Raw genomic sequence first — 18,788 nt, 5'->3', positions numbered from 1 at the left:
AGTTATCGTCCTTTCCACACAGGTGGGCGTTTTTGCAAAAAGGCTTGGAAGCCTTCAAAGCCATCCTCGCTATTAAAAATTTCGCGCTGGAATTCAGCTTCGCGGCGGAGCGCATCGCCAAAGCTTTGATCGTTTTGAGCCGCCAGCATCGCCTGTTTGCCTCTGGTTAACGCCAAAGGAGCTTGTGCTGCAATCGTCGCAGCATAAGCTTGCACATCGTTGGCAAAATTTGCTTCATCAAAGACCGCATTGGCCATACCCCAAGCTAAGGCCCGTTCAGCCTCAACCATCGCCCCAGTTAACATCAGTTCCATGGCGCGACCAAGGCCAATCAACCGTGGCAAACTATACGTCCCACCACCATCGGGAATCAAGCCAACTTTGATAAAGATTTCTGAGAAGCGGCCTCTGCTTGAGACCAAGCGCAAATCGCAGGCCAAAGCCAAATCCGAGCCAATCCCTGCGGCAACGCCATCCACAGCGGCAATAACTGGCCACGACGATTGGCGAATGCTCAACAAGGTTGGGCCATACGATTCGGTCAAAACCCGATATACATCATTTGGCGTGCCACCAGATTGCAAGGCCGCCATAATATCGGCCCCTGATGAAAACGCGCCACCAGCGCCAGCAATCACAATACAACGAGTGCCATCATGTTCGCAAGCCTCAATCGCTGCTCGCAGCGCGTCCATGGTTGGTTGGTCGACCGCATTGCGGACTGCTGGGCGATTAATCGTGAGGGTCGTTACATTGTCGGCTTTGCTAATCAGAAGCGTGTCAGTCATTGACGATCTTCCTTTGTGCTAAAGAACCTTGGTGTCAGCGAGGAATGGCAGTAGTTTGGCCTAATCATAGGCCATCTTACGCAGAGCGTCAACGCAACCAGTCACCACAAAAAAATGCTGATTCCGTTATAATAGTCGGTTGGTACTCAGTTTTGGCTGAACCACCCGATTGCTTCTAGCTTGGAGTTGCCATGACACGCGCATTACTGGCATTGGAAGATGGACGCACCTTCTGGGGGCGGGCTGTCGGCGCACGCGGCGAACGTGCAGGTGAAGTTGTGTTCAATACCAGCATGACTGGCTACGCTGAAATTTTAACCGATCCGTCGTATCGCGGTCAGTTAGTAACCTTAACGGCCTCGCATATTGGCAATTATGGCATCGATCAGCTTGATCTCGAAGCCGCTACACCATGGGCCGAAGCGCTGATCGTGCGGGCCTTTACCGAGCGTCCTTCAAATTGGCGTTCCAGCGAATCGCTCAGCGAGCTTTTAGCACGGCGCGGTGTTATGGCAGTCGCTGATCTCGATACGCGAGCCTTGACGCGGCATATTCGGGCAGCAGGCGCAATGCGCGCAGTGCTCTCAACCGAAGACCTTGATCCGGCGAGTTTGGTCGCCAAAGCCCAAGCTATCCCAGTGATGGAAGGCCGCGATTTGGCCAGCGATGTTGGCACCCAAACCAGCTATGAGTGGAACGAAGGCACACCAACTGATTTCACTACCTTGCAACTGGCACTGCCTGAAGCAATCGATAACCGCCATGTCGTGGTTTACGATTTTGGAGTCAAACGCAACACCCTGCGCCGCTTGGTCGACTTTGGCTGTAAAGTCACGGTTGTGCCAAATCGCACTTCTGCTGAAGAAAGCTTGGCATTAAAGCCCGATGGCGTGTTGATTTCCAATGGCCCAGGCGATCCAGCCACCTTGGATTATGCAGTTGACACAATTCGCAGTTTGATTGGCCACGTGCCAGTTTTTGGCATTTGCTTGGGCCACCAATTGATTGGCCAAGCGCTGGGCGGCACAACCTTCAAGCTGCCATTTGGCCATCATGCAGGCAATCACCCAGTGTTCGATACCAGCACAGGTAAGGTGCGAATCACGGCCCAAAATCATGGCTTTGCGCTCGATCCTGCCAGCTTGCCCAGCGATGTTCAAGTGACCGAAGTGAGCGGCAATGATCACACCTGCGAAGGCTTGCAGCACCAGAGTTTGCCAGTTTTCAGCGTGCAATATCACCCTGAAGCTGGGCCTGGCCCGCACGATGGTGATGAGCACTTCCGACGTTTTATCGCGCTCGTTGATCAACAACGCAACTAAAAAACACTCAGCTTAACGCCAACCCCGCGCTGATTGTAGCTGATCAGCGCGGTTTATTTTTTAATTCGTGCTTGAAACTGAACCTTTTTGCCCAGCCCTCAGTATAGTTGAGCAAGCATGCATGAGGGAAAGCTCCGATGAATTCATCTGTTATGACAGAATTTCAGCAATTGCACAGCGAAACACTCGAATCATTGCATAGTCGTTATCACGCAATGGTACTCCGAACTGCCTATTTAATTTTGGCAGATTGGGGTCATGCTGAAGATGTCGCCCAAGAGGTCTGGATGCGGGTTAATCGGGCTTTGGTACGCTTTGATCCTGAACGAGGAGCATGGTCAACTTGGCTGCACCATATCACGGTAAATTGTTGTTTAAGCACCCGCAAACGGCTAAGCCGCTGGCTGGGCGAACAACTCCGGCCTGAGACAGAACAACCGCAAGCGACGACCCTTGATAATTTGTTACGCAGCGAGGAGGAGCAAGTTATCTGGAACGCCATTAGCAATTTATCCTTAAAATTGCGCAGCGTGATTGTGTTGCGCTACTTTCACGACTTAAGTTACGAACAAATTGCAGCTATTTTAGAATGCCCAATTGGCACAGTGCGGTCGCGTTTACACACTGCCCATACCCAACTACGCAACCACTTGGAGGATGTATGAACCATGATCTAGCGGCAGTGCTTGATTATCTTGATCAGCGGTTTGGCACGAGTGATCGTCAAGCCTTTGAACAACGCCTTGATCAAGAGCCACAACTGCGCGAATTACTTGAAAAAACCAAAACCATGCAACGCAACCTGCGCTCGATCTTTGGCCAGAGCGAGCGTTTGGCTGCGCCAAGCCATAACATTAAGCATTTGACCAAATTAAGCACCTACAGACATACCCTCAACGCGTTGTTGATTGTGGTCGTATTATTGGGTGGTATGTATTTGGCCAAACGCACAAATGCCTATCCAGAACTCAACCACGATGCGCTTGCTTTAGCCATGGCCGATCACGCGCCAGACACGCCAGAACAACAACTGCTTTTGATCAAAGGCGTTGATCACGAGCAAAATCATTTTGTGCGCGCCATGCACGATGCGCAGCAAATGTGGCAAGCAAATAATGTCGAGGCATTAATTATCGCCAATAACGGCGATCGTGTTGAGCTGAGCAAGCATGAATCACACTATCTGCTGAGCCGTAAAAGCAGCGACGAACAACCAATTTGGCAACAATCACTGCCGTATGAACCAGATTCGAGCACAATTCTTGGCTTGTATAGTAGTCCCGATCAGGCTGAGCTGTATCTCAGCGCCTATGCTCCAAGCCATGCAAATCAAACAGCCAATTTCAATCAAGCACTCAATATCATTCCAAAACAGCAACGTAGCTCACAGCAGGAACCATTAGCCTATGCCGTACCCGTCGAAAGTAATCCAAATTCAATCTACGATGTACTTAACTCGGTCACAGGCTCGCATAGTGAGGCTAGCATTAGCCCAATTACTGATACAAGCGATATGCTCCAAATCGAATTTCCGCAACCAGCGGCGGGCCAAAGCCCAGATGTAACACCAATGAGCACACAACACCTGATTATTGATGCCAACAGCGGCGCGATAAAGCCAGCAACGTCTGAATGCCCATGTCGTTATCTTGAGAGCAATACTATTTTGTATCGTTACGATCAAGGCTTGCCGTTTAGCGATTATCTCGATTATGAAATCTCCCCAGCCAACCCCAATCTGCTCACGCTGCTGACTGCTGATCAACAAGTGCTGACCTATGATCTGCAGCAGCACAAAACCATCAATTCAACCAAACTAGAACTTGAGCCACAACTCAACCAAAATCTGCATCGATCAATGCAATTTGAGATGTTTAGGTTTGATAGTTCGAATAAGTCTGTCCTTAGCATGGCTGATGTTCAAATCAGTGGCAATCAACAAATGATTATTATTCGTGATAGCGATGCATATAGCACAAGCTTCTATGCCTTCGATCGCCAGAGCGGCAAGCAAATCTGGCAGAATTCGCTCTTGCAATCAATCGATAGTTTTACCACCAATTGGGATGGCTCAACGGTCTATGCAATCGATGCCAGCCCAAGTTCAGCCCAAAGCCAGAGCACACTCTATTCAATTAGCGCGAGCGATGTAGGATTGACCAACTATGAACAGCAACAGCTAGAGGAAATTCACATGATCTATGATTTTTGAAGACCCGCTGCTTGATGTGAGCAGCGGGTCTTGCATCCTTGCTTAGTTTTTAATCACCAGCGGCGTATGAATATGGTAGAAACTAGCGTCATTTGGCACAGTGGCGCTAGCATCAACCCCAGTGTGTGCAGCCTCGCGATTGTTCACATGATCGATTGCGCGGCTGCGAAAATCGTAGCGATGATCGGGCTGACCAATAAATCCTGGCGAGCTGCTGGCTGGCACAACTGTCCAAACCGACCATTGACCATCAGCTTGGTCGCGCACGCTAATTTCAATCTGGCGTACGCCGCTGCCAACATCGTTGCTATTTAAATTCAGTCGAATCACGCCCGTTGGCTCAACGATGGCACTACTTACCGTTGAGCTAGGCGGGCTAGCATCAACTTGCCAACTAAGGCTGCGCGTCGCTTCCAAATTGCCAGCAGCATCACGAGCGGCATATTCCAAGGTAAAGTTGCCGCCACCAGGTGTAAAGGTCAACATGCTGCCTGCATCTTCTTCCCAAGCACTGCCGTTCCAGCGCCAGCGAATGCTAGCAACGCCCGAGCCACCATGATCATCAGCAACGATGGTCATTTCGGCATTTGGCGCAAAATAGTTGCCATAGCGCACAGCTCCAGCCCCGATATTAACTGGAATTGGGCTGAAATCGTTACTCCCAGGCGTTTGCCAATCGTAACTCAACACCGCTTGCGAGGTGCGCTCAAAATATTTGAAGCCAAGCTGATGCTCGCCGGCGCTCAGCCAACGCTCGCCAATCACTTCGCGCTCAGGGTGCAGGCCATGCGCCTCGGCCACCAATTCCTCATCAATCCAGAGCCAAGCGCCATCATCCGAGGTTAGGCGAAAACGATAGTTGCCAGCGACCGGAGCCACAAAACTCCTAGTTTGGCGCACGATAAAGCGATCATTTTGGCCGAACAAGCCACCATCGCCTAAATCGAGGCGTGTGCCGCTCCAACCAAAACTGCCCAACAAAGCACCTTCGGGAATCGAAAGCGGGTTGGCAGTGCGCGCCAGAAAATCATCGGGGATCGCGCCCAACTCATAGACCAAAGCCTGTGGCTGCCAATCGTTATAGATCAACGATTGCGGTGGATCGTTTTCAGGATTGATCGTAATGGTCTGACTGGCTTGGTTTTGGCTAAAGTAACGCACATATTCTTGCACTAAACCAGCACGTAAGGTTACTTGGCGCGGGCTGGTGGTGTGATTACGAAAGCGGACATAGCCAACCAAATCGCGGGCCTCGCCGGGCGCAAGATCGCCGCCAATGCTCCAGCGCCATGGATAGCCGCCAGTATCGCCGGCACAGGCCAACGTCAGGCCATCGCCGCCAAGCACAACCCGAAAACGCCCAGATTCTTTAGGATAGCTCGGGTAGCCGTCGTTGCCATTGCCAAGGAAACATTCGCCTTCGTCGTAGGTGTAGCCAGTGGTGCTATCGCTTGGGCTACCAGCATCGGGCGCTTGGGTTTCCAGGGTCACATTGCCAGTGTTGCGCACCCGAAAGGTTACTTTGAGCAATTCGCCACCAGCCAAGGTTGTGCGCTCATAATTGACTGATTCGAGCGCAACGTTGACTTGGGTATCTTGCTTGACCCAGCGCACAGTATCGAAAATCACTTTGCGCTCAGCGCTCAACGGCTCGTTGGTCAAATCGGTTAAGTGAACTTCGACAGGCACACCAGAAAGCGCTAATGGGCTAGTCGTAATTTCAATCCACTCGGTGGTGGTATCTTGGCTCAACACCCGTTCGCCAATTTGGACTCCATTTTGCCAAACTGTGTAGCGCGCGCTTTGGGTCGCATTCAGCGCACCACAATTTTGCGGCACATGGGCAAAAATTCGATAATTGCCAGCCACAATATTCGCATTGCGCCAGCGCCCACTATTGCTACTTTCCAGCGGATCGTTCGTCGAGTAGGTGTAGAAAATATGCCCGCCATCGCCGCAAGCTGCCTCGTACCATTGAGCAGCCGAGCGCGTAAAGCTCGATTCCAGATCATCGATCGTCATATCGCCATTATCGGGCATGCTGCTCAAACGCGATTGCACCCGCGAACGAATGGTTGGCAATAAGCCATACAAATTATCGCCAGGGCAGGACGTGTAGCCCACTGGATTATTGGTCACATCGCGATGACCACCAATATTCGGGGTAATCGCCCCAGGATTCCCACAATAGCGTGAAATATCGCAACCATAATAATAGGCTCGACCAAGCGGATCGATGCCGCGTTGTTCAGCTTTCCACGCCAATAATTCGACCAAGCTATTTTGGGCGGTGCTAGTTGGCGGCACGCTGGCATAGGTGCCAACCATCGAAACGCCCATCGAGCCATAATTGCCGGTATCGTGAAAAGCTACTGCGTTATCGCCGCCAGCGCGGCCTTCGAAAATCGTGCCATCGGGCGCAATCAGGTAGTTGTAGCCAATATCGCCCCAACCACGAGTAAAGGTATGAAACGACCAAATTGCCCGAATCCGATCGCCCCACCAGCCTTCGCTGCCGCCCAAGCTATTTGCATCGGCGGTATGGTGCACAACCAAATGGGTTACTGGATAGTAGGCAGGAGCCACGCGGCTGCCTTGGCCATCGGGGCTGCCCCAACCAGTCCGGCTCACCACAGGCGGCTTGGCCACATCGGTTGCTCGTTCGGCACTTGCCTCTGGCTCTGTTGGGGTTAATGCACCAACATCAACCGTGCTAACCCGCAGCTCGCGCAACGTTGGCAAACTGCCATCTGGGGCAGGCCCAAACTCAATTTTGGCTTGCCACCATGTTGCTAAGCCAGCAAACATTGGCGAACCCCAATGCACATCGGCTGCATCGCGTTCATCCAAAAAATCATGCGATTCTTCGATCAACGCCCAGCGAGACCAATTGCTGCCATCGCTCGAAACCCGCATGGAAATATGCAAGGTCGAAGAAAGCGGCTCATCGGCCCGCCATGAAGCCAGCAAATCGCTAAATTGATTGACCTGTTGCGGTACAGTAATCAGCATCCCGCCAGCAGCTTCTGGCTGAATGCCATCGGGCGTGACGCGCGTGCGCTGCCCATTGCCGCGACCTAAGGCATTGGTATCGAGCACAACTTCAACTGGCTCGAATGAACTCGAACGGCGTTCGCCAGTTTGGGCCGAAGCCGCCACCACAAACAAGGCCGCAATAATGGCCACAGGCCAAGCCAACCACCGCAATGGCTGACGAATGCTACGCACTTGCGCAACCAACCAAAATGCTACTTGTTTCATCGCAACCCCCAGAACTAGGTTAAATCGTAGCCGTTGCTACACACAGTAGCATGAGCCTGACAGCAAAAGCAGGCTTTTAAATGACAATCGGATGACAAGGGGGAAATTATGAAGGATGAGGGATGAGGGATAAATGCTGAAAGCAGAAGGCAGAAGGCAAAAGTCAGAAATCAAAAGTCAGAAATCAAAAGTCAGAAATCAAAAATCGAGAGCCAATACCCAATCATAATCATCTGTGGCTAAAATACTGACCCTTTGTGCAATTCGTGTCCTTCGTGGGTCGGAATTTTAATGCAGAGGCGCAGAGACGTGAGGGCTTTGGGCTAGTAGGACATAATCCAAATAATCTGTGGCAATCTGTGGCTAAAAATACATTCTTCGCGCTCTTCGCGCGCTTCGCGGTTTCCGGCCTTCGTGCTCTTCGTGCGCTTCGTGGATCAAAAAAGAGGATCAGGCCATAACAGCCCGATCCCCAATTTCGCTATTGCTAAATTTCGGCCTCACGTTCAACCGCTGCTTCACGGGCCATAAACTCATTAATCGTGCGTTCGAGTTTCTTGGCCGAGAAGGGCTTGGCAATCATCGGCGTGCCAATTTGGCGCATTGCAGTCAGCGTCGCTGGACTCATCGTATCGCCGGTGATGAAGATAAAATGCTTGGCTAAATCGGGCGATTTTTGTTGCAAGGCCCGATACAGTTGAAAACCGTTCATACCAGGCATTTTGACATCGCTCAGAATCAAATCGAACTGTGCTTGATCGACTGCTTGCAAGGCAGCCTCGCCGCTGGCCACAACCATCGGCTGATGGCCCAAATCGCGTACCAAGCGTTGAATGACTTGGGCCACACCTTCTTCATCGTCAACGACCAAAATTTTGTAGGCTTGGTCGGGCTTGACGGTGGTTTCACGATCATCATCGTTGATCAGTTCAGGATTTTCGCCCTCGACCACCGGCAAGGCCAAATGGAAGGTAGTGCCTTCGTTGGCCACGCTATCGACCCAAATATTGCCACCATGATCATGCAAAATGTTGTAGCAGATCGATAACCCAAGCCCTGTGCCCTTGCCAACAGGCTTGGTGGTAAAAAATGGATCGAAGATCCGCCCAACCAGATGTTGAGGAATGCCCGGACCAGTATCGCCGATGTTGATCCGAATTTCATCATCAACTCGCTCAGTTTTGACCGTCAGGAAGCCACCGCTGCCTTTTTCGGCCATCGCCTGATGAGCATTGCCAATCAAATTCAGAAAAACCTGTTGTAATTGGTATGGGTCGGCCACGGTATTGGGGAGATTTGGCTCGAACTGACGTTGCACTTTGATGTTATCAACTCGCAAATGATAGCTATGCAAGCTCAGCGTGTCATCGATTACTTTATTCACATCAACTGCCACCCGCTGCGGCTGATGCTCACGCGCAAAGGTCAAGAGGTTGGTCACAATGCGCGCTGCTCGTTCTGCTTGGTTATTGATGTAATTGAGGTCGGTCCGCGCATCGTCATCCAAATCTTTGCGGCGCAATAATAGCTCGGCAAAGCCTTTGATGCTGGTCATCGGATTGTTCAACTCGTGGGCAACCCCAGCCACCAATTGGCCAATTGCTGAGAGCTTTTCTGCTTGCAGCAATTGCAATTCCAAACGGCGGCGGTCGGTTACATCACGCGCAATACAGTGCAGGCCAATCACCTGATCGCCGCGTTGCATCAGTTGGGCGCTGACCTCAATATGCAAATCTTCGCCATTAGCGCGACGCAAAGTTAATGGAAACGCACCGCCATCGCCAGCAGCTTTGGCCAATTGACGTTGCAATTGATGCTCAATCGCTGCTTGGTCATCGGGCACACACAGCGAAATCAGCGTGCGCTGCATCAATTCGGGCAAAGCAAGGCCCAATAATTTCACCCCTTGACGATTGATCGAAGCAATCCGCAACTGTGGATCAAGGGTGAAGATCATATCGTTGGCGTTATCGAACAATTCGCGGTAGCGTTGCTCAGAATCGCGGGTCGATTTAAACAGACGCGAATTTTCAATCGCAATCGCTGCATAATCGGCTATTGCTGAAAGCAAATATTGGTCGTTTTCGCTAAATGTGCGTTGCTGCACCCGATTATCAACCGCCAACACGCCAATTGCATGGCGGCCAACAATGAGTGGCACTTGCAACATCGCCTGCACCAAAAGCCCAGTCCGCAACTTAAGATCTTGGTGTTGCGAGCGATCAAGGCGAATTGGCTTGACCGTGCGAATAACCTGGCCAGCCACATTATCATCCATCTTGACCCGAAAACGCTGCACGCGCTCCTCGCCAAGATTTTTGGCCGCCCGCAGATACAGCTCATCACCATCGCGCAGCAGCAAATAGCCTTCTTCGGCGTGCGTCAGATAGACCCCAGCATCAACGATCCGTTCGAGCAATTCTTCAAGGTCAAGTAGCGACGTGACCGATTTGCCGACGCTTGAGAGAATCGTTAACTCCTGCAAGCGCTGTTGTAAAGTGCGGGTAAGCACCTCTTTTTCGCGCTGCAAACGGCGTTCGCGTAAGGCCCGCTCAATCGCTGCGCCTGCTTCTGAAGCCTCAAACGGCTTGATCAAATAATTTTTGGCACCAAGTCGAAAGGCCTCGACAGCGGTTTGCTCGGTACCATGGGCGGTCATCAAAATCACCGGAATATCGTAGCCAAGTTCGCCCATTTGGCGAAGCACATCAAGCCCCGACGTATCAGGAAGTTGGAGATCAAGCAAAATGAGGTCGGGCTGGCGTTGTTTCAAAAAAGCCAGACCTTCCCAGCCTGTGGGTACGACGCGCGAACGATAGCCATAGTATGGCAGCACCGTCTCAGCCAAAAAATCGGCTATCTGACGGCTATCGTCGATGATGAGGATTTCTTCCATGGGACATCCTTCGCGTGTGGTTGCGTGTTGTATGGGCAGATTGTTGGACTCATAGCTATTCTAACGAGTCGCATCGCTCTACGCAATAGGGTTAACCGCAATCTAAGGCCTTAATCGTTATTTTCTGCTTGGCGCAAAGCCAAAATCGCCAACGAGGCTTGCTAGTGCGCCTTCTGCGTCGATTTTACCTGTTTTAATGCTGTGGTCAATTTGCACCACGCGTTCGTGGAGCAACCGCAGCTCAGTTGGGCTAAAGTTGCGGGCTTGTTCTGCCGCTTTGCGCGCGACAAATGGCTTTTGGCCCAAAAGCTTGGCCAATTCATCGGGCGCAACCTTGCCTGCGCTCTGGGCAGCCAACATCAAGCGGGCCTGACGGGCGATCATGGTCAAAATATAGAGCGGCGCAGCATCATCGGCCAATAAGCCATTCAGGCCTTGCACCGCCGCCGCACCACGTCGCGCACATAGCGCATCAATAAAATTAAATAAATTGGTTTCGGTTTCGTCGGCCACCAGCAAATCAACTTCGCGCACGCCAATTGTGCCTGGTTCGCCGACATAGGCAGCGAGCTTGGCAATTTCGTTATGCAGCATCCAACCGTCACTGCCCACATAATCAACCAAATGTTGGGCTGCATCGGGGCGCAGTTGCACGCCGTTGGATTGAGCTTCTTGCTGCATCCAACCAATTAGCGCATTGCCTTCCCGCAATTTGAATTCACGTAGCTCTGCTTGTTTGCTTTTGGCCAAAGCCTGAATATCCTTGACCACGCTCAAACGACTATCAGGCGCATCGCTTTCGTTTAGCACCAAGTCGGTTGTATTGGGCAAACGTTGAACCAAGGTTTTAAGGCCATCACGCACTTCAGCAGATTTAGCGTTCTTCAGCAGATCATGCACAATCACCAAGCGGCGATCATGGAACACGGGATAGGCTTCGCAGGCAGTACGCACATCGTTGAGTTTGGCAGATTTGCCATGGAGCACCACCACATTGAATGCAGCGGCATCAGGTGGAAAGGCCGCCTTGAGCGCGTTAATCGTCGCTTGGCGGGTATAATCGTCGGGGCCAAAAAAGAGATAGAGCATAAAAGAAAACACCCTTCAATCAGCCGTGAGCGGGGTAGTTTTGAACCTGCTTTCGCAGGTGGGTGCCAGCCCTTGAGTCGTGCAGCACCAGCCGCACTAGTCGCGGAACCCGGCTCCCCTTCATAAAGTGTTGGCTCAAAACTAATTCCCACCGCACGTACAGCGAAGGGTGCACCTTATTGTACTATAGCCCACTCAGATCTGCAAAAATAGCATGTCGTTATCCCAACACTAGAATAGATTTAGCCAATTTCGTTGCTACTTGGCGGGTACAAATCGCGCAAGCCTTGGGCGGTTGCTCGCATCATATCAATCAGCTCTGGCGGCTCTAGCACACGGCAATTGTCTAAGTAGCGCAAGAGAATTTGGCGGGTTTGCCAAAGATTATGCACCGTGGCTGTTACCAGCGCCGAGCCATCGTCGCGATATTGAATGTCGGTATTATCGAACCAGTGGGCGACCTTTTTATTGCGCGCCACAACATCGCGCAGCTCATACTTCACCGTCCACGTTGGGCGTTTGGGCAAGGCTGGCGGCAACACACGAGGCAAAATCGTCAAGCTATTTTTGCTGATATAGTCAATGCGATAATCGACATAGCGCCCAATCCGCTCGACCATTTGTTGCGGGCCTTCGAAGCAATAGCCCAATAAATAGGCATGGCCATCGCGGGTAAAAATATTAACTGGGCCAACCCGATGATTTTCTTCGCCTTCGCGTTGGCTTGAGCTATAGCGAAAGCGAATTTCGCGCCGTTGAGCAATTGCTTTGCGCAAATTGCGCATAATTTGGGCATCGTGATCGTAGGGAGTAACTGGGCCAGCTTGGTGTAAAATTGGCTCGCCAGCATTCAAAGCCCCGCGCCGCTCGATCGGTAAGAAATCGATAATCCGCTCGACCAAACGCCGCACCTGTTGATGATCGGGCAAGCTGCTATTGGCGGGATAGCTAGCATCGAGAAAGCGCAAAGCGGCAATTTCATCATTGGATAAATTGAGCAAAGCCAAATCGCCAACGCTAACCAAGCGATAACCCACCGAAGCGGTATACTCGATCACACAGCCAAACACCTCGCGCAAGGCCCGCAAATCGTGGCGTAATGCTTCGCGAGCAGCCTTGGGATACGCTTCGAGCATCTGGCTATTAACTTCGTCGATCAAGGCATCGCTCGTTTTAGGGCCACTCCCCAAACAGCGCAGCAATAACATCTGGCGCTGAACTTTCATCACCGATGAACGCTTGATTCCGCGTGCTTGTCGTTTTGTATTCACGGATTCCTCACTATTCCAAAAGAGGCCCATTGCAATGTAGGGTGGAATGTGGGGCACATATGGAACTCCAAACAACCTAGGCAAGCGCAACGATAAGCACTCGTGGATGCAACGATTGAGGCTCGTCAACAGCTTGCACTGAATGTGGTAGCATAGCACGTATCGACCAAAGACCAAGGCAACGTTTGTACCATTCGTTCTTTTTGCCTAGGAGGATGCATGAATTACTATCAGGATGTGTTCCCATGGGAAGTAGTGGTCGCAAGCTCGATTCTTTTAGCTTCGATCGCACTCTTCTCAACAGTTCGTTGGATTTTTCGGCCACAACCTAAAATGTTTCCAGGCAAACGGATCGTACTGTTTGTGATTTGTCTTGGCTTGGTGTTTTATGCCTTCCGCTTTGTGCCAAACTTTCGCGATAAATTTGAACGTGGGCTAACCACCAATCGCGCGGCAACCAGTGACACCCCGCTTATTCCCGAACTGATGACTCCTCGCTTCAGCCAAGATCAAAAGACGCTCTATGAAGCAGGGATTCGGTCGATTCAAGCTCAACGTGGTTGGACGATTACCAATCGTTCCGATAGCCAAATGTCGCTCAAGGTCGATATTGATGTGATGTTTGGAATCTTCACCGATGAGTTAACTGTTGCCTTTACTGATGAAGGCGGGCAAACTCGCGTGGATATCCAATCGGCATCCAAGGTTGGCGGTGCAGATCTTGGGGCAAATCGGCGGCATATTCGCCAATTGGTGCATGCACTTGAGGAAGATTTAGGGACACCAAGTCAGTAAGCAGTTTGAGCCAACAAGGGTAGTTTGATCGGCTACCCTTGTTGAAGCGAAAGCATTTACCACAATTCGCTGCGTAAACCAAGCACAGCGCCCAACTCATGCAGGGTACTGGCGGCGAGATCAGCGTCGTCAATTTCACCATTGATGCTGGCTTCAGCCAACGTTATCAATGCTTGCAAACATGCTGGTGTTTGAAAATCGGCATCAAGTGCTGCGATTGCCTCATTGCGCAACTCTTCAGCATGAAGTGCGCCACCAGCTACACCACTATTAACCGCCAGTTTGAAGCGCTCAACCGTGCGCTCACCCCAAGCCACATCTTCGTCGCTATACTCAAATTGATCACGATAATAGTATTTGAGCAAGCCCAGCCGAATCGCATCGGCGCTGTAGTGTTCGAGGGTTTTGCTGGCCAACACCAAATTGCCCAGCGATTTGCTCATCTTCTCGCCTTCGTAAAAAACCATACCAATATGCGACCACGCTTCAACGTGCGGGCTTTGGCCGGTAAAATTCTCGGCTTGGGCTAATTCACAGGCATGATGCGGAAACTGCAAATCGCTACCACCACCATGAATATTAATTTGTGGCCCAAGGTACTCCAGCACCATGGCGGTGCATTCAATATGCCAGCCTGGCCGACCGCGACCCCATGGGCTATCCCACCATGGTTCGCCGGGCTTGGTCGCTTGCCACAACACAAAATCCAATGGGTCGCGTTTATGCGGATCATTGGGGAAATTGCCGCGCTGGTTGGCAATCTCCAGCATATTGGCATAATCGCTATGCGCCAAACTGCCAAAATCGGGGTCTGCATGCACATTGAAATAGACATTGCCTTGGTTTTCGTAGGCCACGCCCCGCTCAATCAAGCCACTCGTCACTTCGATGATTTTGGCGATCGCATCGGTCGCTTTAACATAGTGATTGGGCATGCGCACATTCAGCGAATCCATATCGCGTAAGAAACGCTCAGTTTCTTGGCGGCCCAGCTCATCCCACGTCAGGCCGAGTTCAGCGCTTTTGCGCAAAATATCGTCATCAATATCGGTCACATTTTGCACATAAATCACTGGCAAACCTTGCCATTCCAAATAGCGCCGAATCGTATCATAGACCACATAGGTGCGAGCATGGCCCATATGGGTGGTATCGTAGGGAGTCACGCCACACACATACATGCGCACAAAGCCATCGATTGGCTCCATGGCAACCGGGTTTTGGCGCAGGGTATCATAAAGCAACACGCCTAGGCCTCCCCTTGCTCGTCGAGGGTTTGATCGATGGCATCATCACGCTCAATCCGCAAGCCATCTTCATACGAGCCAGCCCGATCCTCTACATCGCCCGATTCAGCAATTTCAGGATTGGTATATTTGCCATCTTGGAAGCCACTATCGTAGCCAGCTTGGCCTTCAAAGCCTTGATCATCATCACGTTTGGGTGGTTGTTCAGTCATGATTGATCCTCTAACACAAAAGAGTCCTGTACTACTGTACCTCAAAAATGGCTAAAATAGCATCAGAGCCTAATTAATATTGCAACAATTGATTGAGACTTGTATCATAGCGCCCATGCAAGCATCACAACCTTTAATTATCGCCATTGTTGGCGCAACTGCGGTTGGCAAAACCGCCTTTTCACTTGATTTAGCTCAAGCCTTGAACGGCGAAATCGTCTCGGTCGATTCCCGCTTAGTCTATCGCGGCATGGATTTGGGCACGGCCAAACCAACGCCTGCAGAACAAGCGCTGGTCAAACATCATTTAATCGATGTAGTCAACCCAGATCAGGATTATAGCTTAGCGACCTACCAAGCAGCCGCCTATGCAGCGATTGCGAGCATTGTTCAGCAGGCCAAACTGCCAATTTTGGTTGGCGGCACTGGTCAATATATGGCAGCATTGTTAGAGGGTTGGAGCATTCCTGAGGTTGCGCCCAATTACGAATTGCGCACGCGCTACGAGCAACAAGCTGAGCTTGAAGGCCATGCAGCGCTGCATCAACAACTGCAAGCCATCGATCCCGAGGCGGCAGCGGCAATAGACTCTACGAATGTACGGCGGGTTATTCGAGCGCTCGAAGTTTTCGCGGTAACTGGGCAGCAAATTAGCCAGTTGCAACGTCGCCAGCCACCAGCTTATCGCATCCTGACGCTCGATTTGGAGCGGCCTCGTGACGAACTGTATGCACGGATCGATCAACGAGTTGAGATCATGGTTCAGCAAGGGCTGATTGCCGAGGTTTGGGGTTTAATTCGTCAAGGTTATGGCTGGGAACTGCCAGCGATGTCTGGCTTGGGCTATGCAGAATTTCGGCCATTGTGGCAGGGCCAACAGAGTGCCACTGCCTGCATCAGCCAACTCAAATTCAATACCCATCGTTTTGCACGCAAACAAGGCGCATGGTTTCGGCGCTTGCCCAATCGGGTTAGTCTCGACGCTCGGCATACGAATCTGCTGCAACAGGTGCAGGCGCTGCTTGCTGCAATGCCTGGGCCCGAACCAGCACATATTGATCGTTAGCCTGTTGCAAAAACTGCTCAGGATCGCCAGGCACGCTATAGCCAAGCCGACCAAAGAGCGCATACGCCAATTGAGTTGCAATCCGTAAGCGCCGATCAGGGGCTAAAGTGCCACGGCGCAACAAAAAGTTTTGAACCAAATCCATATCGACTGGGCGCAAGGCTGTGATATTTGGCAGCGTTGCGCCACTATCTTTTAATGCACTCGCAACTTTATCGTTACGAGTCGATTGCAACAACATCTCAAGCGTAACCCGTTGGCGATCGCGCACCACAAACGTACTTGCGGCTAAATCGCCCAAACGACGAGCGCGTTTATCGATCATCATAGTCAATAAGCCAATCGAGTAATACGCTGGCACAAAATCAATCAAACGAATCAAATTGCGAATCAAGCTACCGGTGAACGTGAGAGGTTTGCCAGCCTCTTGCACCACCCGAATGCCCAAAAGCCGCTTGCCTGGGGTTTGACCATTCCAAAAGCGTTCAAAGGCGATATAATAAATCACAACGGTAAAAATAGAGAATGCAAAGAAAATTCGGATAGCCATCGGATTAACGAAGAGGATCATACCGATATCGCCGATATACAAGCGAAAGGCAATAAAGAGAATAATGGAGAAGAGGGCAGTATCGATTAATGCAGCCACAAAGCGCGCCCCGATGCCAGCCACATCATACCCAAACTCAATACTTTCCGGAGTATCAATAATATAGCGATCGTTCATCCGATTATCAATCATCTCTATCTCCAAACAATACAATCAGTAGAGGAGTTGCTTTATGGTAGCAGAAGATTTTATCAATGCCAAACATCATGCTTGGGAGCGATTAACCCAGCTAACCAGCCGTGCTCAGAGTAATATTATTGCCATGAATGCAGCCGAATTGCAAGAGCTTGGGCGGTTATATCGCCAAGCAACGTCCGATTTGGCCCAAGCGCGGCGCGATTTTCCTGGCCATCCGCTCACGATCTATTTAAATGATCTGGTGGCGCGAGGCCATAGTAGCATTTATCGTGAGCGCACATCGCCCATAACTGGCATAAAAAACTACTTTTTATATCAATTACCGCAGGCATTTCGTGAGCTACTGCCATTTACTGGCATTGCATTTCTGGCGTTTTTTCTGCCAGCGCTTGTTGCATGGATCATCAGCTATCAAGATCCAGCCCGTGGCGTGGCGCTCCAGCCAGAAAACCAAGGCATGATTGAGCGAATCCAACAGGAAGATGAATGGTGGCGAACATTAAACAATAACAATGCTCAGGGTGCGACCATGATTCTCAGCAATAATATTATGGTTTCATTTCAAGTCTTTGTTGGTGGCCTAAGTTTAGGTATCCTAAGCTTGTATGGGCTTTACTATAATGGCTTACACCTAGGGATTGTTTCGGGAGCGGCCCAAAATATGGGCTTTGCCGATAATTTATGGGATTTCGTTGCCGCCCATGGCCCAGTTGAATTTAGCATCATCTTCCTCTCTGGGGGTGCTGGCTTACAACTTGCTTGGGCAATCTTACGGCCAGGCATGGTTTCACGGCGGGCAGCCTTGGCAATTGCCGCCCAACGGGCCTTCACAGTTTCTGGCGCAATCGTAATGTTTCTCATCCTAGCGGGCTTGATTGAAGGGTTTATATCACCCCAATATCTCCCATTGTGGTTTAAGATTGCAGTTGGTATTATCAGTGCTGGTAGCATGTATGCCTATCTTTTATTAGCTGGACGCAACGTCCAAAAACAAGAATCTGCTGAAGCAAGCGCCTTGAAGCTTGAAACCCCAGCACTCTAGAGGATCATGATGAAACGACGAGATCAATTAGCAGTTGGTTTGATTTTGGCAGCGTTAGTAGGCTGCGGCACGCCTGTTGCCAGCCGTCCAACGCCAAAACCAATTGTTAATCTAACCGCAGCTCCAACTATCGATTTAGATGCAACCCGTGAAGCCTATAAAAATGAATTACAGCCAACCGCCCAACCATTGGGCTTGTATATTGTGCGTGATGGCGATACGCTTGAATCGATAGCCTTAGCCTTCAACACCAGCGTTGAAGAAATTTCAGCAACCAATAAGCTCGAAGATATTAATGTTATTTCAATTGGGCAACCGTTGATTATTCCATCGCTGATTAGCGGCACCAATAATCTGACAATCACAATGCCATTAAATCAGTCTAAAGACCTAACTCCAACACCTTGACAATGATTTTCAGCGTGCTATACTTCATACATAACCTTTATTGATACCTACCGCAAGGGATAAAGGAGGTGATGCTAATGAGTGATAGTAGTCATTGTAGCATCACGGGGGGACTTCTCTAGTCCTATCGTGAAGCAAAAAGACGAAAGCAAACCGCCAGTTCAATGAACTGGCGGTTTCGCATTTTAGGCTACTTGAGGCTTGGCAAGGTTATGATTAATAGCGGAATGGCATGAGCCCAGCGCCGCCAAGTGGGCAAAGGATTCATAAGGTTGCTAATGAGTCGACCTGAGCAAAAAACGTAGAGATACAAAAACGCGCTAGCTGTTTGAAACAGCTAGCGCGTTTATTTGGATGGTACGCATCCCCCTACGTTCCCACAGCGGGTGCTGCAGTAGCCTCGGTGTGTGTCGCGTTCACGGCCTGGTTCG

Annotated in this window: 15 protein-coding genes and 1 other RNA gene; 7 read left to right on the top strand and 9 right to left on the bottom strand. The window is 50.7% G+C overall.

What is annotated here, in order from left to right; genetic code table 11:
* Positions 1-2: 2 nt before the first annotated feature.
* Positions 3-788 (bottom strand): enoyl-CoA hydratase/isomerase family protein, encoded by a 786-nt coding sequence (locus ACFMKP_RS19295; RefSeq protein WP_382294194.1) that lies wholly within the window; start codon positions 786-788, stop codon positions 3-5.
* Positions 789-979: 191 nt separating this feature from the next.
* Between ACFMKP_RS19295 and carA the strand changes: the two genes are divergently transcribed.
* From carA to ACFMKP_RS19280, 3 genes are all read left to right on the top strand, one after another.
* On the top strand, positions 980-2,110 hold the full coding sequence (carA, locus tag ACFMKP_RS19290) for a glutamine-hydrolyzing carbamoyl-phosphate synthase small subunit (protein WP_382294192.1): 1,131 nt from the start codon (positions 980-982) through the stop codon (positions 2,108-2,110).
* 137 nt (positions 2,111-2,247) lie between these two features.
* Entirely contained in the window at positions 2,248-2,775 is a 528-nt protein-coding gene (locus tag ACFMKP_RS19285) for an RNA polymerase sigma factor (protein WP_054535423.1), read from the top strand.
* Positions 2,772-4,322 carry a hypothetical protein gene (locus tag ACFMKP_RS19280; protein WP_382294190.1) on the top strand — a complete coding sequence of 517 codons (1,551 nt, stop codon included), beginning with the start codon at positions 2,772-2,774 and terminating at the stop codon, positions 4,320-4,322. Before ACFMKP_RS19285 ends, ACFMKP_RS19280 begins: the two co-directional genes overlap by 4 nt.
* A 42-nt stretch (positions 4,323-4,364) precedes the next feature.
* Here the strand turns inward: ACFMKP_RS19280 and ACFMKP_RS19275 are convergent, their stop codons facing one another.
* The 5 genes from ACFMKP_RS19275 to ACFMKP_RS19255 all read right to left on the bottom strand — a co-directional run bounded on the left by ACFMKP_RS19275 (position 4,365) and on the right by ACFMKP_RS19255 (position 12,839).
* Positions 4,365-7,583 (bottom strand): N-acetylmuramoyl-L-alanine amidase, encoded by a 3,219-nt coding sequence (locus ACFMKP_RS19275; protein ID WP_382294188.1) that lies wholly within the window; start codon positions 7,581-7,583, stop codon positions 4,365-4,367.
* 487 nt (positions 7,584-8,070) lie between these two features.
* Entirely contained in the window at positions 8,071-10,479 is a 2,409-nt protein-coding gene (locus ACFMKP_RS19270) for a response regulator (protein ID WP_204755104.1), read from the bottom strand.
* 117 nt (positions 10,480-10,596) lie between these two features.
* A complete protein-coding gene (gene holA, locus ACFMKP_RS19265) occupies positions 10,597-11,568 on the bottom strand; it encodes a DNA polymerase III subunit delta (protein WP_204755105.1) in 972 nt (323 codons plus the stop codon).
* Between the two features lie 6 nt (positions 11,569-11,574).
* A non-coding RNA gene (gene ssrS / locus ACFMKP_RS19260) (6S RNA) lies at positions 11,575-11,742 on the bottom strand.
* A 68-nt stretch (positions 11,743-11,810) separates the two neighbouring features.
* Positions 11,811-12,839, bottom strand: a complete 1,029-nt coding sequence (locus tag ACFMKP_RS19255) for a helix-turn-helix transcriptional regulator (RefSeq protein WP_382294185.1) — start codon at positions 12,837-12,839, stop codon at positions 11,811-11,813.
* Between the two features lie 219 nt (positions 12,840-13,058).
* On the opposite strand from ACFMKP_RS19255, the gene ACFMKP_RS19250 reads away from it, so the two are divergent.
* The gene (locus tag ACFMKP_RS19250; protein ID WP_382294183.1) at positions 13,059-13,634 is read left to right on the top strand and encodes a DUF1499 domain-containing protein; all 576 of its coding nucleotides are present in this window, start codon (positions 13,059-13,061) and stop codon (positions 13,632-13,634) included.
* Positions 13,635-13,690: 56 nt separating this feature from the next.
* On the opposite strand, the gene cysS is transcribed toward ACFMKP_RS19250, so the two are convergent.
* Positions 13,691-14,881 carry a cysteine--tRNA ligase gene (cysS, locus tag ACFMKP_RS19245; protein ID WP_382294181.1) on the bottom strand — a complete coding sequence of 397 codons (1,191 nt, stop codon included), beginning with the start codon at positions 14,879-14,881 and terminating at the stop codon, positions 13,691-13,693.
* A 2-nt stretch (positions 14,882-14,883) separates the two neighbouring features.
* Positions 14,884-15,093 (bottom strand): hypothetical protein, encoded by a 210-nt coding sequence (locus ACFMKP_RS19240; RefSeq protein WP_054535415.1) that lies wholly within the window; start codon positions 15,091-15,093, stop codon positions 14,884-14,886.
* 115 nt (positions 15,094-15,208) lie between these two features.
* On the opposite strand from ACFMKP_RS19240, the gene miaA reads away from it, so the two are divergent.
* Entirely contained in the window at positions 15,209-16,159 is a 951-nt protein-coding gene (gene miaA, locus ACFMKP_RS19235) for a tRNA (adenosine(37)-N6)-dimethylallyltransferase MiaA (protein WP_382294178.1), read from the top strand.
* Here miaA and ACFMKP_RS19230 read toward each other — a convergent pair.
* Positions 16,065-16,901: an RDD family protein gene (locus ACFMKP_RS19230; RefSeq protein WP_382294176.1), complete on the bottom strand. Its 837-nt coding sequence runs from the start codon at positions 16,899-16,901 to the stop codon at positions 16,065-16,067. The genes miaA and ACFMKP_RS19230 overlap by 95 nt on opposite strands.
* A 40-nt stretch (positions 16,902-16,941) precedes the next feature.
* On the opposite strand from ACFMKP_RS19230, the gene ACFMKP_RS19225 reads away from it, so the two are divergent.
* Both ACFMKP_RS19225 and ACFMKP_RS19220 read left to right on the top strand, forming a co-directional pair.
* A complete protein-coding gene (locus ACFMKP_RS19225; protein ID WP_382294175.1) occupies positions 16,942-17,949 on the top strand; it encodes a stage II sporulation protein M in 1,008 nt (335 codons plus the stop codon).
* A 6-nt stretch (positions 17,950-17,955) separates the two neighbouring features.
* Positions 17,956-18,357, top strand: coding sequence for a LysM peptidoglycan-binding domain-containing protein (locus ACFMKP_RS19220; RefSeq protein ID WP_110513312.1), 402 nt, complete (start codon positions 17,956-17,958; stop codon positions 18,355-18,357).
* Positions 18,358-18,788: the final 431 nt, after the last annotated feature.

It is taken from the genome of Herpetosiphon sp. NSE202, from assembly GCF_042688385.1.
In the GTDB taxonomy this organism is placed as follows: Bacteria; Chloroflexota; Chloroflexia; order Chloroflexales; family Herpetosiphonaceae; genus Herpetosiphon.
The sequence above is the reverse complement of the archived record's forward strand: the minus strand, read 5'-3'. Positions and strand labels throughout refer to the sequence as shown.

Excerpts from the sequence above, each read along its gene's own strand:
- ACFMKP_RS19295 (WP_382294194.1), bottom strand. The coding sequence starts at position 788 with ATGACTGACACGCTTCTGATTAGCAAAGCCGACAATGTAACGACCCTC.
- carA (WP_382294192.1), top strand. The coding sequence starts at position 980 with ATGACACGCGCATTACTGGCATTGGAAGATGGACGCACCTTCTGGGGG.
- ACFMKP_RS19285 (WP_054535423.1), top strand. The coding sequence starts at position 2,248 with ATGAATTCATCTGTTATGACAGAATTTCAGCAATTGCACAGCGAAACA.
- ACFMKP_RS19280 (WP_382294190.1), top strand. The coding sequence starts at position 2,772 with ATGAACCATGATCTAGCGGCAGTGCTTGATTATCTTGATCAGCGGTTT.
- ACFMKP_RS19275 (WP_382294188.1), bottom strand. The coding sequence starts at position 7,583 with ATGAAACAAGTAGCATTTTGGTTGGTTGCGCAAGTGCGTAGCATTCGT.
- ACFMKP_RS19270 (WP_204755104.1), bottom strand. The coding sequence starts at position 10,479 with ATGGAAGAAATCCTCATCATCGACGATAGCCGTCAGATAGCCGATTTT.
- holA (WP_204755105.1), bottom strand. The coding sequence starts at position 11,568 with ATGCTCTATCTCTTTTTTGGCCCCGACGATTATACCCGCCAAGCGACG.
- ACFMKP_RS19250 (WP_382294183.1), top strand. The coding sequence starts at position 13,059 with ATGAATTACTATCAGGATGTGTTCCCATGGGAAGTAGTGGTCGCAAGC.
- ACFMKP_RS19240 (WP_054535415.1), bottom strand. The coding sequence starts at position 15,093 with ATGACTGAACAACCACCCAAACGTGATGATGATCAAGGCTTTGAAGGC.
- miaA (WP_382294178.1), top strand. The coding sequence starts at position 15,209 with ATGCAAGCATCACAACCTTTAATTATCGCCATTGTTGGCGCAACTGCG.
- ACFMKP_RS19230 (WP_382294176.1), bottom strand. The coding sequence starts at position 16,901 with ATGATTGATAATCGGATGAACGATCGCTATATTATTGATACTCCGGAA.
- ACFMKP_RS19225 (WP_382294175.1), top strand. The coding sequence starts at position 16,942 with ATGGTAGCAGAAGATTTTATCAATGCCAAACATCATGCTTGGGAGCGA.
- ACFMKP_RS19220 (WP_110513312.1), top strand. The coding sequence starts at position 17,956 with ATGATGAAACGACGAGATCAATTAGCAGTTGGTTTGATTTTGGCAGCG.